General features: G+C 33.3%; 15 protein-coding genes. 13 read left to right on the forward strand and 2 right to left on the reverse strand.

From position 1 onward, the window contains the following. Positions 1 to 13: 13 nt before the first annotated feature. The 13 genes from SHYC_RS02055 (at position 14) to SHYC_RS02115 (ending at position 13,666) form a co-directional block, all read left to right on the forward strand. The gene (locus SHYC_RS02055) at positions 14 to 1,822 is read left to right on the forward strand and encodes a polysaccharide biosynthesis protein (RefSeq protein ID WP_039644074.1); all 1,809 of its coding nucleotides are present in this window, start codon (positions 14 to 16) and stop codon (positions 1,820 to 1,822) included. Positions 1,823 to 1,832: 10 nt separating this feature from the next. Continuing rightward, on the forward strand, positions 1,833 to 2,858 hold the full coding sequence (locus SHYC_RS02060; protein WP_039644077.1) for a polysaccharide biosynthesis protein: 1,026 nt from the start codon (positions 1,833 to 1,835) through the stop codon (positions 2,856 to 2,858). Between the two features lie 15 nt (positions 2,859 to 2,873). Beyond that, positions 2,874 to 3,983 (forward strand): capsular polysaccharide biosynthesis protein CapF, encoded by a 1,110-nt coding sequence (locus tag SHYC_RS02065; RefSeq protein WP_039644079.1) that lies wholly within the window; start codon positions 2,874 to 2,876, stop codon positions 3,981 to 3,983. Positions 3,984 to 3,985: 2 nt separating this feature from the next. Further along, the gene (gene wecB / locus SHYC_RS02070; protein ID WP_039644081.1) at positions 3,986 to 5,113 is read left to right on the forward strand and encodes a non-hydrolyzing UDP-N-acetylglucosamine 2-epimerase; all 1,128 of its coding nucleotides are present in this window, start codon (positions 3,986 to 3,988) and stop codon (positions 5,111 to 5,113) included. Beyond that, entirely contained in the window at positions 5,110 to 5,721 is a 612-nt protein-coding gene (locus tag SHYC_RS02075; RefSeq protein WP_039644083.1) for a CatB-related O-acetyltransferase, read from the forward strand. Before wecB ends, SHYC_RS02075 begins: the two co-directional genes overlap by 4 nt. Before the next feature lie 17 nt (positions 5,722 to 5,738). Continuing rightward, positions 5,739 to 6,848, forward strand: a complete 1,110-nt coding sequence (locus SHYC_RS02080; protein ID WP_039644084.1) for a glycosyltransferase — start codon at positions 5,739 to 5,741, stop codon at positions 6,846 to 6,848. A 147-nt stretch (positions 6,849 to 6,995) separates the two neighbouring features. Then, positions 6,996 to 8,207 (forward strand): polysaccharide biosynthesis protein, encoded by a 1,212-nt coding sequence (locus SHYC_RS02085; protein ID WP_052257790.1) that lies wholly within the window; start codon positions 6,996 to 6,998, stop codon positions 8,205 to 8,207. A 178-nt stretch (positions 8,208 to 8,385) separates the two neighbouring features. Next, positions 8,386 to 9,576 carry a glycosyltransferase family 4 protein gene (locus SHYC_RS02090; protein WP_158484627.1) on the forward strand — a complete coding sequence of 397 codons (1,191 nt, stop codon included), beginning with the start codon at positions 8,386 to 8,388 and terminating at the stop codon, positions 9,574 to 9,576. After that, complete coding sequence (locus SHYC_RS02095) at positions 9,560 to 10,150, forward strand: sugar transferase (RefSeq protein WP_039644088.1); 591 nt, start codon at positions 9,560 to 9,562, stop codon at positions 10,148 to 10,150. The genes SHYC_RS02090 and SHYC_RS02095 overlap by 17 nt, the downstream gene beginning before the upstream one ends. Then, positions 10,150 to 10,767: an acetyltransferase gene (locus SHYC_RS02100; protein WP_039644090.1), complete on the forward strand. Its 618-nt coding sequence runs from the start codon at positions 10,150 to 10,152 to the stop codon at positions 10,765 to 10,767. Before SHYC_RS02095 ends, SHYC_RS02100 begins: the two co-directional genes overlap by 1 nt. Positions 10,768 to 10,772: 5 nt before the next feature. Beyond that, positions 10,773 to 11,909 (forward strand): aminotransferase class V-fold PLP-dependent enzyme, encoded by a 1,137-nt coding sequence (locus SHYC_RS02105; protein ID WP_039644092.1) that lies wholly within the window; start codon positions 10,773 to 10,775, stop codon positions 11,907 to 11,909. Positions 11,910 to 12,067: 158 nt separating this feature from the next. Further along, positions 12,068 to 13,216, forward strand: coding sequence for an FAD/NAD(P)-binding protein (locus SHYC_RS02110; protein ID WP_039644095.1), 1,149 nt, complete (start codon positions 12,068 to 12,070; stop codon positions 13,214 to 13,216). 66 nt (positions 13,217 to 13,282) lie between these two features. After that, positions 13,283 to 13,666 carry an NUDIX domain-containing protein gene (locus SHYC_RS02115; RefSeq protein ID WP_039644097.1) on the forward strand — a complete coding sequence of 128 codons (384 nt, stop codon included), beginning with the start codon at positions 13,283 to 13,285 and terminating at the stop codon, positions 13,664 to 13,666. 38 nt (positions 13,667 to 13,704) lie between these two features. Here SHYC_RS02115 and SHYC_RS02120 read toward each other — a convergent pair whose 3' ends face one another. Next, positions 13,705 to 14,112, reverse strand: a complete 408-nt coding sequence (locus tag SHYC_RS02120; RefSeq protein ID WP_231912800.1) for a hypothetical protein — start codon at positions 14,110 to 14,112, stop codon at positions 13,705 to 13,707. 342 nt (positions 14,113 to 14,454) lie between these two features. After that, the gene (locus tag SHYC_RS02125; protein ID WP_039644099.1) at positions 14,455 to 15,582 is read right to left on the reverse strand and encodes a PucR family transcriptional regulator; all 1,128 of its coding nucleotides are present in this window, start codon (positions 15,580 to 15,582) and stop codon (positions 14,455 to 14,457) included. Between the last annotated feature and the right edge of the window lie 116 nt (positions 15,583 to 15,698).

A 15,698-nucleotide genomic window follows, 5' to 3' on the forward strand; every position in this document is an offset into this window, starting at 1 on the left:
GGGGGAATGTCGAATGTCTAAGGTGCCCGCACGGTATAGGTTTTTATTATTAATATTATTAGATTCCATCATTGTAACTGGGTCTATATTTATAGGTTACTACATACTAGAACCATTTTTTGCAGGCTATTCTGTAAGAGTACTATTATTATCATCATTACTACTACTATGCTCTCATCATCTGTTTGCATGGTTATTTGATTTATATCATCGCGCATGGGAATATGCGAGCGTAAATGAACTGTTGCTTATTGTGAAAGCGGTAACAGCTTCGATTTTAGTGACCGCATTACTCGTACCGTTAATTACATTTAAACCACCTTTTTTTAGATTATATTTTATTACGTGGATGATGCATCTAATTTTAATTGGTGGATCAAGGTTATCTTGGCGTGTTTATCGTCGCGTATTTATGTCGGACAATGTCAAGAAAAAAGCCACTATGATAGTTGGTGCAGGTGAGGGGGGCTCGATGCTCATTAATCAAATGTATCGCAGTCCCTACATGGGGATGGAACCTGTACTCGCTGTGGATGATGATCCGCGCAAGCAAAATATGCACATTGCGCAAGGGGTTAAAGTACAAGGGACGACACAAGATATTCCCGAATTGATTAAACGATTTCGAATTAAAAAGGTGATTATCGCAATCCCGACACTTCCACATAAACGGCTTCAAGAAATTACTAAAATAACAAAACATCCAGGAGTAGAAGTCTTAATCATGCCTAATATTGAAGGTGTGATGACTGGGGAAGTAGAAGTCCAACAATTGAAAAAAGTAGAAGTTGAAGACTTATTAGGTCGAGATCCGGTGGAATTAGATATGGCTTCGATTTCTAAAGAATTAACTGGGCGCACGGTTTTAGTAACTGGGGCTGGTGGTTCGATAGGATCAGAAATATGCCGACAAGTCTGTAAGTTTGAACCTGCACGGATTGTTTTATTAGGGCATGGCGAAAACAGTATTTATTTAATTCACCAAGAACTTCAAGAGATATACAAAGAGCGAATAGACATCGTTCCTGTTATTGCGGATGTGCAAGACCGTGATCGTATAGAGACGATTGTTAAGATGTATCAACCTTATGTGATTTATCATGCAGCAGCACATAAACATGTTCCGTTAATGGAAGCGAATCCACGTGAGGCTGTTAAGAACAATGTCATCGGAACTAAAAATGTGGCGGAAATTGCCAAACAATATGAAGTTAGAAAATTTGTGATGATTTCAACGGATAAGGCGGTGAACCCACCCAATGTTATGGGTGCGAGTAAACGGGTTGCCGAAATGATTGTTCAAAGCCTGAATGATCATTCTGGAAAGACTGATTTAGTTGCTGTGCGATTTGGTAATGTCTTGGGTTCAAGAGGATCCGTGATACCGCTTTTTAAAAAACAAATTGAAGCAGGTGGACCGGTGACAGTCACGCATCCAGATATGACTCGCTATTTCATGACCATTCCTGAAGCTTCAAGGTTGGTGCTACAAGCTGGAACGCTTGCACAAGGTGGCGAAGTGTTTGTCTTAGATATGGGCGAACCGGTTAAAATTGTTGATTTAGCTAAAAATTTAATTCGACTTAGCGGTTATAGTATTGAGGATATTGGCATTGAGTTCACAGGCGTTCGTCCGGGTGAAAAATTGTATGAAGAACTGTTAAGTGATGAAGAAATACACCCGGAACAAGTTTATGAAAAAATTTATCGCGGAAAAGTAAAGGAAGTTAGTCAAACAGAAATAAATGCAATTATTGATGAATTAACACAACATTTTACGAAACAGCGTATTTTAGATATTGCAAATAATCATGATAAATAGGGTGATGTCGATGTTTAAAGATAAAACAATATTAATCACAGGGGGAACAGGATCTTTTGGACAAGCTGTAATGAATCGCTTTTTAGAAACAGATATAAAAGAAATTCGCGTTTTTTCACGGGATGAAAAAAAGCAAGATGACTTAAGAAAGCACTATAATAATCCAAAACTCAAATTTTACTTAGGTGATGTGCGTGATGCTTTAAGCGTGGAAACAGCGACACGCGGTGTGGATTTTGTCTTCCATGCAGCTGCTTTAAAACAAGTGCCATCATGTGAATTCTTTCCAATCGAAGCAGTTAAAACGAACATTCTAGGAACTGAGAACGTCATACAAGCAGCTATTCGTGAAAACGTAAAAAAAGTGATTTGTCTCTCTACCGATAAAGCGGCATACCCAATTAATGCGATGGGGATTTCTAAAGCAATGATGGAAAAAGTGTTTGTCGCAAAATCAAGAAATGTAGATGCCGAAGAAACGCTAATATGCGGGACACGATATGGTAATGTTATGGCATCTCGTGGCTCTGTAATACCACTCTTTATAGAAAAGATTAAAAATGGAGAACCCTTAACGATTACAGATCCTGAAATGACGCGTTTTTTAATGAGTTTAGAAGAAGCGGTGGAACTCGTCATTCACGCATTTAAACATGCACATACAGGAGATATTATGGTTCAAAAAGCACCTGCTTCCACTGTTGGAGATTTGGCCCAAGCATTATTAGAACTTTTCAATGCAGATAATGAAATTAAAATTATCGGAACGCGTCATGGTGAAAAGAAAGCTGAGACGCTCCTTACACGAGAAGAATATGCACAATCAGAAGATATGGGCGCTTATTTCAGAGTACCTGCAGATGCGCGTGACTTAAACTATGACAAATATTATGAAAAAGGCAGTCATAAAATAACAAAAGCATATGAATATAATTCTGACAATACACATCAACTGTCTATAAATGAAATCAAAGAAAAGTTACTCACTCTTGACTATGTTAGAAACGAAATTGCAGTATTTCAAAAACGAGCGTAAAAGGAGGGATGGACGATGAAAGTAGTCATTACAGGTGCAAACGGTTTTGTAGGTCGAAACTTATATTACGATATGAAAGCAACGACAGACCATGAAATTTTATCAGTGACCCGTGAAACGTCTGATTATGACCGTGATCACGCATTTAAAATTGCAGATGTAATTGTTCATCTAGCCGGCGTAAATCGCCCAAAACATGAGGAAGAATTTAAAGAAGGCAACGTATCTGTTTTAGATTCTATGTTGAAAATCGTCAAATCAAATCCAAAGCAACCGCGTATCATTTTGTCGTCATCCATTCAAGCAGAACGTGATAACCCATACGGTATGAGTAAACGTGAAGGCGAAAGTGTACTTGAAGCTTTTGGTAGAGCACATGGTAATGAAGTGTTTATTTATCGCTTACCGAACTTATTCGGAAAGTGGTGTAAACCCAACTACAATTCTGTTATCGCAACATTTTGTCATAACATTGCACATGATGAGCCGATTCAAGTCAATGATCCAGATGTAAGGCTTCATCTTAATTACATTGATGATGTTGTCGAAGAATTTAAACGTGCAATTGAAGGGCGCCCAACGATGAAAAACAATCGTCCGACAGTACCGCATGTACATGACGTGGCGTTGGGAGACATCGCCAAATTGATACAAAAATTTAAAGCGACGCGTTCTAATCGAGAACTTCCAAATCTTGATGATGCATTTGAAAAAGCATTATACAGTACCTATTTAAGTTATTTGCCTAAGGATGCTTTTAGTTATGATTTGGTGATGCATCGTGATGTGCGTGGTTCATTTACTGAATTTATAAAATCACCAGATCGAGGTCAAGTATCAGTAAATATTTCCAAACCGGGTATCGTAAAAGGAAACCATTGGCACCACACAAAAAATGAAAAATTTTTAGTTGTCAGTGGTGAAGGGGTAATACGATTCCGAAAACCCGGTGAATCGGACATCATAGAATATTTTGTATCAGATGAAAAATTAGAAGTGGTGGATATCCCAGTAGGCTATACACATAATATTGAAAATTTAGGTCAGTCAGATATGGTGACAATCATGTGGGTCAACGAGATGTTTGATCCGAATCATCCTGACACCTATTTCTTGGAGGTCTAAATATGACGAAACTTAAGCTTATGACTATTGTTGGTACACGACCTGAAATTATCCGTCTATCGTCAACGATTAAAGCATGTGATCGTTATTTTAATCAAGTACTCGTGCATACAGGTCAAAATTATGATTATACCCTTAACCAAGTCTTTTTCGATGACTTACAATTGCGTGCTCCAGATTACTATTTAGAAGCCGTGGGTGCGCATCTTGGAGAAACAATGGGAAACATCATAGCGAAATCATATGAAGTGCTTCAACAAGAACAACCAGATGCATTGCTGATTTTAGGTGATACGAACAGCTGTTTATCAGCAGTGGCAGCGAAACGCCTGAAAATCCCAGTATTTCACATGGAAGCAGGAAATCGTTGTTTCGACCAAAATGTTCCTGAAGAGATTAACCGTAAAATCGTAGACCATGTCAGTGACGTTAATTTACCTTACACAGAACATAGTCGCCGTTACCTATTAGATGAAGGGTTTAAAAAACAAAACATTTTCGTAACTGGCTCACCAATGAAAGAAGTGTTAGATGAACACGCGGATAAAATAAATCATAGTGATGTTTTGAACACACTTGGCTTAAAACCACAAGAATATATACTAGTATCTGCACATCGCGAAGAAAATATTGATCATGAAGATAATTTTATGTCATTAATGAATGCGATTAATGAAATTGCGAAAAAATACCAACTGCCAATTATTTATTCAACACATCCTAGAAGTTGGAAAAAAATTGAGGAACGCAATTTTAAATTTCACCCATTAGTTCGACAACTTAAACCATTTGGTTTTTTTGATTATAATGCATTACAAAAAAACGCATTTGTCGTGCTCTCTGATAGCGGTACGCTTTCAGAAGAATCATCCATGTTAAAGTTTCCGGGAGTGTTAATTCGAACATCTACAGAGCGCCCCGAAGTTTTAGATAAAGGGACTGTTATCATTGGGGGCATCACATACGAAAATTTAGTACAATCTGTTGAAATGGCACGTGAAATGCAAAAACATAATGAGCCAATGATTGATGCGATTGATTATAAAGATACGAATGTTTCGATAAAAGTTGTCAAAATTATTCAAAGCTATAAAGACATTATTAATCGTAATACGTGGAGAAAATTATGATAAAACGTCTAACAAAAGTTTTGAAGCTCTTTAAAAATCAATCGTCTAAAGAAAAAAATATAAAAATCAATCGTTTGGCTTATATTCATAACAGCACATTTGAAGGTCATAACTATATCGATCGCCTTTGTAAAATAAGAAACTGTCACTTTGGTAAGTATAGTTATGTCGGTTTCGAAAGTGATTTTAATCAAGTTGAGATTGGAAATTACTGTTCAATTTCTTCTAATGTCAAAATTGGTCTCGGAAAACACCCAACACATTTGTTTAGCAGTTCCCCAGTTTTCTATTCTAATCAAAATCCATTCGGGTTAAAATCAGCATATTTGAAGTTTGATGATCAACCACAACGTACTATCATTAAAAATGACGTTTGGATTGGAGCGAATGTGGTAGTCAAAGATGGTGTAACTATCGGGGATGGCGCTGTCATCGCTACTGGCGCAGTGGTTACGAAAGATGTTGAACCGTATACCATTGTTGGTGGAGTACCTGCACAATTTATGAAAAAGCGTTTTGATGATGAAACTATAAAAAAATTACAAGAAAGCCAATGGTGGTTAAAGTCGCATACTGAATTGGAATCAGTGCATTTCACCGTTGATTAAATGTGTAGGTGATATATATGAAGATATTAAATATCGTATCTAGCAATGTCGTTCAAGATCCTAGAGTATTGAAGCAAATTGAAACAATCAGATCAATGACAGATACGTATCTCATAATAGGGAAGAACAATGAAAGAGCGACAAATGAGCGTCTAAATAATGTGAATTTTAATCTTAAATTGCTTGGTAAAAATATAGATGATACAAAAATGATATCTAAGATAATAAATAGAGTAAAGTTTGCATTTAACGTTTCAAAGGAAATTAGAAAATATCAACCCGATATCATTCATGCGAATGATTTTGATGTTTTATTCATGGTGTTTTTATCAAGATATCGTAAAGCAAAAGTGATTTATGATGCGCATGAGATATATTCGAAAAACTCCAATATAAATAGAATTAAAGTATTATCTAAGTTAGTTCACAGCATTGAAAAGCAGATTATCAAAAAGGTTGATGGCTTTGTAACTGTAAGCTATGCTGCTAAAAACTATTATAAGAATATGGGATACGCTAAAGAACCTGAGGTAATTACAAATGCCCCTATGTTAATGAATACTGACTTAGAAACAAACAAACATGATTTATTTGAAGTGGTATACCAAGGTCAAATTGTTGCAGATCGTGGTTATGACGAATTCATTCATGCTGCGAAAATTGAAAAAGATACACGCTTTGTAATTCGTGGCTTCGGTCCACTAGAGCATGAGTTAAAAGAAATAGTTAAAAAAGAGGATATTAATAACTGTTTTTTTGATTCTGCTGTTGAAATAAATGATTTAATACCTAAATTAACAGAAAGTCATATTGGTGTAGTATTAACTAAACCGGTATCGATAAATTATGAGTACACTGTTTCTAACAAAATCTTTGAATGTATTCATGCAGGATTGCCAGTAATTTTATCGCCAGTAAAAGAACATATTTATTTAAATAATAAGTATAATTTGGGGATTGTCATTGACGAAGTGACGCCAGAAAATATAGCACAAGCGGTTAGAGAATTAAAGTCAAATCATTCTCTTTATCAAACTCTTAGAAACAATGCTATTCAAGCAGCACATCAATTAAACTGGCAAAAAGAAAGTGAAAAACTCAAAGCATTATATCTATTCAATTCATAGCTAGGAAGAGAGTGACCACAAATGAAGTACGTTGTTATTATGTTAATAATAGCACTTTCATACATTAAAGATCTCTAAAGTATAAAGTGAGTTTAATTTTTTATCATTTTAATAATAAATTTACACGGAGAAAAGAGATAAATAATTATGAAAAAAAAGAACTTCATACTGGATAGTTTTAAAACAATAACTAGTACTATCATTGTAGCTTTTTCTTTGCAATTTTTTGCTTATCCAACAATTAATCATTCGTTAGGCAGTGAAACTTTTGGTGAAATATTAAGTATCTATACAATTATAACTATATTTAGTGTTGTGACAGGAAATACACTGAATAACATTAGAATGATTAATGTAAATGAGTATAATGAAAACTTAATATATAGAAATTTCATATTTATACTAGTTACTTCTTGTTTAATAGAAAGTATTATTTTATTTTTCTTATTTTTCTATTTTTATAAAATAGAGTTAATAACTATATTTTGTTTATTGGTTATTAACGTTCTTATGATATTGAGGATATATTTGAATGTATACTTCAGATTGAAGTTGCAATTCTCTAAAATCTTGATAGCAGCCATATATCAAGTATTAGGATTAGCTATAGGTATTTTATTATTCGAGTTTTTTAAATTTTGGATATTAATCTTCTTACTAAGTGAGATATGTATAGTTTTATATACGCTCTATACATTGAGATATTTAAAGTTTAATAATGATAATCAAATAAAACCCAAGAAAATACTCCCAGATTATTTGAATTTACTAGTGAGTAATAGTTTGAATAATGTAAATATATATATTGATAGAATTATTTTATTGCCGATAATTGGTGGAGGAGCGGTAGCTATTTCATTCTTAGCTACATTTATAGGGAAAATTTTTGCAACGTTTATGTTTCCAATAAATAACGTAATTTTATCCTATATATCTGTTAAGGCTACTAATAATAAAAAGCGTCTTTACTTAATCGTTAATGTTTATGGAGTTATTCTTTCAGTATTAATTATTTTAGTGTCCTACCCTACGACACTTTTTATAGTTGAGTATTTTTATCATCACAATAGTTCAGAGGTTAGACCGTTTATCATACTAGGCAATATAGGTGTATTTCTAGGTGTAATAGCAACAATGATTCAATCATTAAATACGAAGTATATTTCTATTACTAAACAAACGAGTTATGTAACCATTCACACTATTATTTATATAATTTTGTCTTTAATTTTAACAGGTTTATATGGGCTGATTGGATTTTTTATTATCACTCTTATAGCTAATGTTATTAAAGTATTCTTACTAACTTATATAGGAGTCAAAGACTGTGATACCTATACAAGTAATGAAGTACAATAAAAAGATAAATTATATAAAGAAGCAACATTAGATTTTTAATTTCGTCACACCTCTTGGTGTAATACCCCCCTTTTTAAGTTGTAATTGAAAGCATTATTGATATTAAGAGAGTCTTTGTAAGTTATTTTTATAAATAAATTCGATTTGAGGTTATGCTATGAACATCTTATTTCTAACAATGGTTAAAATTAATTCGAAAAGCGAAGAGGGAATTTATCAAGATTTTATTAATGAAATCTCTAGAAGAGGGAATAATGTTTTTGTAGTTACACCTATTGAAAGCCGAGAAAATAGGGAAACGTATTTAGTAGATGAAGATAATGTGAAAATATTACGTGTGAAAACAGGTAACGTAACTAAAACATCAAAGTTAAAAAAGGGAATTAACCAACTCAAGCTTCAGTCTCAATTTAATAAAGCAATTAAAGATTTTTATAAAGACATTTCATTTGACTTAATAGTATATTCGACTCCTCCAATTACATTTTCTAAATTGATTACAAAGCTTAAGAAAGATTTTAATGCAATAACGTATTTAATGTTAAAAGACATTTTTCCGCAAAATGCCGTTGACATACAAATGATAAAGAATAATAGCATTTTATATAAATTCTTCCGAAAAAAAGAGTTAAATACTTATAAAGTATCTGATTTAATAGGGGTTATGTCAAAGGAAAACAAAAATTATATCATCAAACATAGTAATGTTAAACCCGAAAAAATTCATATATTTAGGAATTCTATTTATGAAATGAATTTAAGTTCAAGCAACCGGAGTGTATTAACAAAATATGGTATCGATATTAATAAAAAAATCTTAATTTATGGTGGTAATATAGGAGAACCACAAGGGTATAAAAACATAATAGCATTTATAAAAAGATTTAATGAAGTAAAAAATGCTAACTTGATTATCATTGGAAGTGGGACTAGATTTAATGATGTCAAAGCTGCAGCAAAAAATATTAAGGATGTTTTTGTTTTAGATCAATTGCCTAAAAGAGAGTATGATGCATTGTTAAACCATAGTGACATTGGCATGATATTTTTAGATGAGAGATTTACAATACCTAATTATCCGTCACGCCTCACAAGTTATCTTTCCTTAGGTAAACCGGTTATAGCAAGCGTGGATAATTGCACTGATATTTCTTCAGACATAGAAAAAAACAATGTAGGTTTTTCAAGTAACTCTAAAAATACTGATTTGCTTATAAAAAATATTAATAAACTGACATCGGATAAAGAGTTATATAAACAATTATCAGAAAATGCTATATCATTTTTTAATCGCGAATTTAAAATAGAGGATAATGTAGACAGAATGATTTCTGAGATTAGGAGGTACCAAAATGAAAAGAACCTTTGATTTATTAATTGCCTCATTAATATTTATGTATTCATTACCTTTATTTATATTTACGAGTGTTTTAATTAGAATATTCATTGGTAAAGGTGTTCTATTTAAACAAGTTAGACCTGGAAAAAATGGTTACCCTTTTAAGTTATATAAATTTCGCACCATGACAAATTCTAAAACTGCTGATGGTGAACTATTGCCAGACCACCTAAGAATGACTAAATTAGGTTCAATAATTAGAAGTTCAAGTATTGATGAATTACCACAATTGGTGAATGTTATAAAAGGTGATTTGAGTTTAGTGGGCCCTAGACCATTGCTAATGGAGTACTTACCTTTATACAATGAAGAACAACGTAAAAGACACGATGTCAAACCTGGAATAACTGGCTGGGCTCAAATAAATGGACGCAATACAATATCATGGGATCAAAAATTTAAATTAGATGTTTGGTATGTTGAAAATCAATCATTTAAATTAGATTTGTATATTTTATATAAAACTTTCCAAAAAGTAATTCAAAAAAAGGACATTTCTGCAGAAAATCACGTCACAGTAGAGAAATTCAGGGGTAATAATTAATGAAGAAGCTCATATTAATAGGTAATGGTGGTCATGCAAAAGTTATTAGAGACATTGTTTCATTAAGTGAAGAATATCAATTAGTCGGTTACCTTGATGGTAAGATAAATGAGTATTTTGTAAAAGATAATCTATTTTATGATTCATTAGAGAATATTTATAAATATAGACATAACTATTACTTTTGTATAGCGATAGGAAACAATTATGTACGTGAAAAAATTTATTTAAGTAGCGACATTCCTATTAAGCAATATGCTACGTTAATTCATCCTTCTGCAATTATAAGCTCAAGTGTAAAAATTGGAGATGGAACTGTAGTAATGGCAAATGCAGTTATAAACGCTGATTCAATTATCGGTAATCATGTGATTATTAATACAGGAGCTATTGTAGAACATGATAATTCAATATCTAATTATGCACATATTTCACCGAATGCAACACTAACTGGAGGAGTAAATATAAAGGAAAGTGTGCATATTGGAGCAAGTGCAGTAGTAAACCCTTTGATTGAAATAGGCAATCATTCTATAGTAGGATCTGGAGCAACTGTTGTTAAAAATGTTGCTCCATACACCACAGTAATAGGCACACCAGCAAAACCAAAGGAGTGATAGTTGTGGAAAATGAAAGAATATTTTTATCAAGACCACATATGGGTGGCACTGAAAAGCATTATATTGATAGAGCATTCGAACAGAATTGGATAGCTCCGCTAGGTGAAAATGTGAATGAATTTGAAAAATCCGTTAAGTCTTACATCAATGTACCCAACGCAGTAGCTTTAAGTAGTGGGACTGCAGCTATACATCTAGCCTTAATTGAAAGTGGTGTTGAAGAAGGTGATGTGGTATTTTGTTCATCATTAACATTTTGTGCGACAACCAATCCAGTTTTATATCTAAAAGCTGAGCCAGTACTAATAGATTCTGATTTAGAAACATGGAATATGTCACCTGTAGCATTAAAAAAAGCATTTGAAAAGTATTCAGAGAAAGGTATTATTCCAAAAGCAGTTATAGTTGTTAATCTATATGGTCAAATGGCAAAGATTGATGAAATTCAATCGATATGTGATAAATATGGCGTTAGATTAATCGAAGACGCTGCAGAATCACTAGGAGCTAGTTATAAAAATCAAATGAGTGGTACATTTGGTGATTATGGAATTTTTTCATTCAATGGAAACAAAATTATTACTACAAGTGGTGGCGGGATGCTTGTATCAAATCGTCACAATTTAGATCATGCTTTATTTTTATCTACTCAAGCTAGGGATAAAGCTTTACACTACCAGCATAGCGAGTTGGGATATAATTATAGATTGAGTAATATTTCGGCAGGTATTGGTCGAGGTCAAATGGAAGTGTTAAATCAAAGGGTTAAAAGAAGAAGAGAAATATATCAAACTTATAAAGAGGCATTTTCTAATATTAAAGGTTTTTCATTTCAACCAGAGCTTCCAAATTCTAATGGAAATCGATGGCTAACCGCTTTAACAGTTAATCCACAACAAGCAGGGTTTTCAGTAAATAAAATTATGGATAAGTTATTGGATGAGAACATAGAAGCAAGACCTGTATGGAAACCAATGCATTTACAACCATTGTATAAACAATACGATTATATATATGATTCAAATGATAATTCTAAAAGCTTATTTGAGAATGGCATATGTCTGCCATCCGGTTCAGATATGACTGAAAATCAACAGAAAAGAGTTATTTCACTTATTAAAAACTTGTGCGATAATTAACTTTTGCTGTGATGAAAAAGACGTTAAATCTATAATATAAAGTGGTACTAGAAACTGTAACGTTGTTTCTAGTGCTTTTTTTATGAGTTGCAATTCTAATTGAAATCCATTATCATTTATAAAGCGTAATGATTACGATTTGAAAACGAGGTGTTTAGATGTCTCAATGGATAATAATTGGTGGTGGCGTGCAAGCCACGACCATTGCAATTCATTTAAGAACATTAGGATTGTCCAATAATCATTTAAAAATAATAGATCCACACAAAAAATTAATGGCCCAATTTAAAAATCAAACGACACGGATAGGTATGGAGTATTTACGCTCTCCGATTGTGCATCATTGTCATCCAGCGCCTTTTGATTTAAAACGTTTTGCACGAGAAGAGGACTATGCACAACCTTTTAAAGGGCGTCATCAAAGACCGCAATTAGATATGTTTTTTGATCATACAGCTTATTGGATAGAAAAGTATCAATTAGAAGCGTGTCATATTCGAGATGTTGTGATAGATATTAAACGAGAAGATAATTTATGGCATGTATGCTTAAAAAATGGAAAATGGTTACAAGCTGCACATGTTATTTTAGCTATGGGTACGCATCACCACCCGTTTATCCCAGAAACATTCAACAATGTTCCAAATGTCTCACATATTCACGATACAGACATTCAACCCAACTATCGCGCCTCCCATGTTGTAGGTAGCGGTATTTCTTCCGGTCATTTAACACTTAAACTTATTCATGAAAATCCACAAAAGGTGATTCATTTATGGATGAAAAAAGACTTTGAAATGTTTGATTTTGATGCAGATCCTGCGTGGCTCGGACCTAAGAAGATGCGTGGATTTCAACAAGAAACGAATTTATTAGAACGTATAAAGATTAATAAACAGGAACGTCACAAGGGATCGATGCCAAGAGATATGATTATGGCATTAAAACATTATCAACAAGAAGGTCGACTAGTGATTCATCAAAATCCAATCATACGTTGCGAGGCGCATCATATTATTACAGAAACTGAACGTGTAGAATATGACCATATATTACTCGCGACAGGTTTTAAATACGATGTAATGGAACAGCCTTTAATGAAGCGTTTGTGTCAAATGAAAGGGGCACGATGTGTAAAGGAATTTCCAAAAACGAACGTTCAATTAGAATGGTTACCACAGTTATATGTCGCGGGGATGATGGCTGATATCGAACTCGGACCGTTTGCACGTAATATTATGGGAGGACGTCAAGCGGCATTACGTATTGGTGAAGTGTTCCAACAAGCGAATCACATCGCAAGTTAACTTTTGAAAATTTTATTCATTTGAGATATGATGATTGGAAAATCATTTATAAAAGAGGATTGTGTGATGATACGTTGTGTATGTTTAGTTGATCGACGAGATAATGCATTGCGACTTGTACAAGTACGGCATCGCAAAAAGATGTATTTTCCAGGAGGGAAGTTAGAGCAAGGGGAAGGGTTAAAAGCAGCGCTAATACGAGAAGTGAAAGAAGAGTTACAACTTGAGTTAAAAGAAGAAGATATTGAATATATTGGTTCAGTAACAGGCCCAGCTTACCCCCAACCTAATGAAAAAACCGAATTACATGGTTTTCGGACAACTTTCCCAATCAATTGGTCAGAAATTGAAATAGCGGCAGAAATTACGCACATTGACTGGGTTAATATGGATGATCATCAGCGGATTGCCCCAGCAGTTTTAAATTGGATAGAACAATATGAAACATAAAGATACGCCCAATGTAACATTATTGGGCGTGTTTTTCGTTATTTCTTAACTTGTTCAATATGGGTGAGATTAGGATATAATCCCCATTGAGGTAGATAAAAACCAATGGTGTGCACTTTTACGGATTGGCCTTCTTTAATGTGCTGTTGAATATCACGACTATTAAACTTTTGACGTAATAAAATATCACCATTTTCAATTTTGACTAATTGTTTACCTTGTTGAAGCTCAATATAGTACGTTTTACCTGTTGTCACACTATGATTTTCTGCATATTTTTGAATGACTTTACCTTCATACGTATGCCGATTCAATTCGGGAATAAAGGTTCCTAAGCCTATAAATAAGATTAATAATACGAATCCACATACAAAAATAATTTTCATTATACGTGAGCCGAGTTTATCCATTATTTTGTAGATGGTGTTTTTAAGTTTTTTTAACATAACGGTTCACACCTCGTTTCTTCTCCTTTTTAGCTTACTATAAAAACTTTAATTTCTCCACTTGGACATATTTCCTTCAAGAAATCAATACAATTTTAAAATAAAAAATAAATAGGGTAGCAATAATACATGATTCATAATGAGTTGTGCATATAAATAATCGAGCGTGATTTATTTTGTGTATACAGACAAGATTATTAAATTCAAATAAATATATTGTTTGGTTTTAACGTATATATATGCTCGGCACTTTCAGAATTTAAGCACTTTATGCTTGATTTGTGCCCCCCTTTTTTTACATAAAAAAGCCGAGTTACTGTGAAAACAGAACTCAGCTCACATTTATTCCGATTTTTTATAAAGCATTTGCGCAATTCTTAATAACACAATGCCATCAATGGTATTAGGATCCCAACCCGTGATATCATGAATTTTTTTAATACGATAATTTAACGTATTCCGATGGATATACAAATCATTCGCTGTTTTTACTAACTTTCCATGATTACGGAAATACGCTTCTACCGTTTCGTTTAAATATTTGTCTTCACCAAAATCGAGTAACTTCTTATAGTTGCTCACTAATGATGTTTCATTGCTTGGTGTGAAATAACTAATGTTATTACAAATGGTCTCTAATTCATATTCCTTATATGTGTGTACACCCTCTGTATGTCGCAGTGTACGTATTAATTTTTGAAGCGATATGGCTTCGTTATATGATTGAATGAGTCCTTGAATACCATTATTAAACGAACCAATCGTTATGAGTGTTTTTTTCAACACCTCATCTTGCTGTGCTTCAATAAATGCTTTTAATTCATTCAATGATGTACCACGATGTTTATTGCATTTGAACAGAAAAATATAATCTTGTGGTGAAGTTTCAATTATATCATCGTTAGGGAGCTTCCATTTTTCTATAGCATCTCGTAGACTGCGAATTTTAGATTTGCTCGTTGTTTCAATATGAATTAATGCGGCAGCAGTATCATCGTTTAATCCAAGTTGATCAATAATCCCTTTACGATTGTAATTTTGAATTTGTCGGTCTTGATTAAATAATATAAAGGACAGAGTCTGCGTTCGTGAAAGTTGACTTTGATGTGCGTCTAGACGCTCTTGTTCCTGGGTAATAATAAATTCTGCATTTAATTTTAATAGACGTGAATAGTCTCTGATTTCATCGGGTTGACCGAGGATGATAACGGTACCTTGTGCAACATTTTGATGTTCGAAAGGTACGACGATACATGGACTATCTACATCCCAAAATTTCATATCTTCATCTTCAACTTCAATTGGGAGATTACGATTAACAGAATGGAGTGCGGCTTTATGGGACTGACCTAAATAATTTGGCGCTGAAGCAGCAATCACTTGTCCGCTTTGATTTGTGATTAGGATATCTTTTTTGATGATAGATGCTGTTTTCTTAATCGTTTTTTGTGTCCAATACTCTTTCCTCATTTTGAACTTCCATCCCCCATCTATGCTTTGTAAATCATTCGTGTGTTACATGTAACATGTAATTATATAGTTGTATTATTACTCGTTTAAGAGTGAAAAGTAAAGGTGCATATACG

Source organism: Staphylococcus hyicus, assembly GCF_000816085.1.
GTDB lineage: Bacteria > Bacillota > Bacilli > Staphylococcales > Staphylococcaceae > Staphylococcus > Staphylococcus hyicus.

Bases quoted from the DNA above. Each gene is read 5' to 3' on its own strand.
- SHYC_RS02115 (WP_039644097.1), top strand. From the start codon at position 13,283: ATGATACGTTGTGTATGTTTAGTTGATCGACGAGATAATGCATTGCGA.
- SHYC_RS02080 (WP_039644084.1), top strand. From the start codon at position 5,739: ATGAAGATATTAAATATCGTATCTAGCAATGTCGTTCAAGATCCTAGA.
- SHYC_RS02085 (WP_052257790.1), top strand. From the start codon at position 6,996: ATGAAAAAAAAGAACTTCATACTGGATAGTTTTAAAACAATAACTAGT.
- SHYC_RS02075 (WP_039644083.1), top strand. From the start codon at position 5,110: ATGATAAAACGTCTAACAAAAGTTTTGAAGCTCTTTAAAAATCAATCG.
- wecB (WP_039644081.1), top strand. From the start codon at position 3,986: ATGACGAAACTTAAGCTTATGACTATTGTTGGTACACGACCTGAAATT.
- SHYC_RS02065 (WP_039644079.1), top strand. From the start codon at position 2,874: ATGAAAGTAGTCATTACAGGTGCAAACGGTTTTGTAGGTCGAAACTTA.
- SHYC_RS02090 (WP_158484627.1), top strand. From the start codon at position 8,386: ATGGTTAAAATTAATTCGAAAAGCGAAGAGGGAATTTATCAAGATTTT.
- SHYC_RS02110 (WP_039644095.1), top strand. From the start codon at position 12,068: ATGTCTCAATGGATAATAATTGGTGGTGGCGTGCAAGCCACGACCATT.
- SHYC_RS02120 (WP_231912800.1), bottom strand. From the start codon at position 14,112: ATGTTAAAAAAACTTAAAAACACCATCTACAAAATAATGGATAAACTC.
- SHYC_RS02055 (WP_039644074.1), top strand. From the start codon at position 14: ATGTCTAAGGTGCCCGCACGGTATAGGTTTTTATTATTAATATTATTA.
- SHYC_RS02125 (WP_039644099.1), bottom strand. From the start codon at position 15,582: ATGAGGAAAGAGTATTGGACACAAAAAACGATTAAGAAAACAGCATCT.
- SHYC_RS02095 (WP_039644088.1), top strand. From the start codon at position 9,560: ATGAAAAGAACCTTTGATTTATTAATTGCCTCATTAATATTTATGTAT.
- SHYC_RS02100 (WP_039644090.1), top strand. From the start codon at position 10,150: ATGAAGAAGCTCATATTAATAGGTAATGGTGGTCATGCAAAAGTTATT.
- SHYC_RS02060 (WP_039644077.1), top strand. From the start codon at position 1,833: ATGTTTAAAGATAAAACAATATTAATCACAGGGGGAACAGGATCTTTT.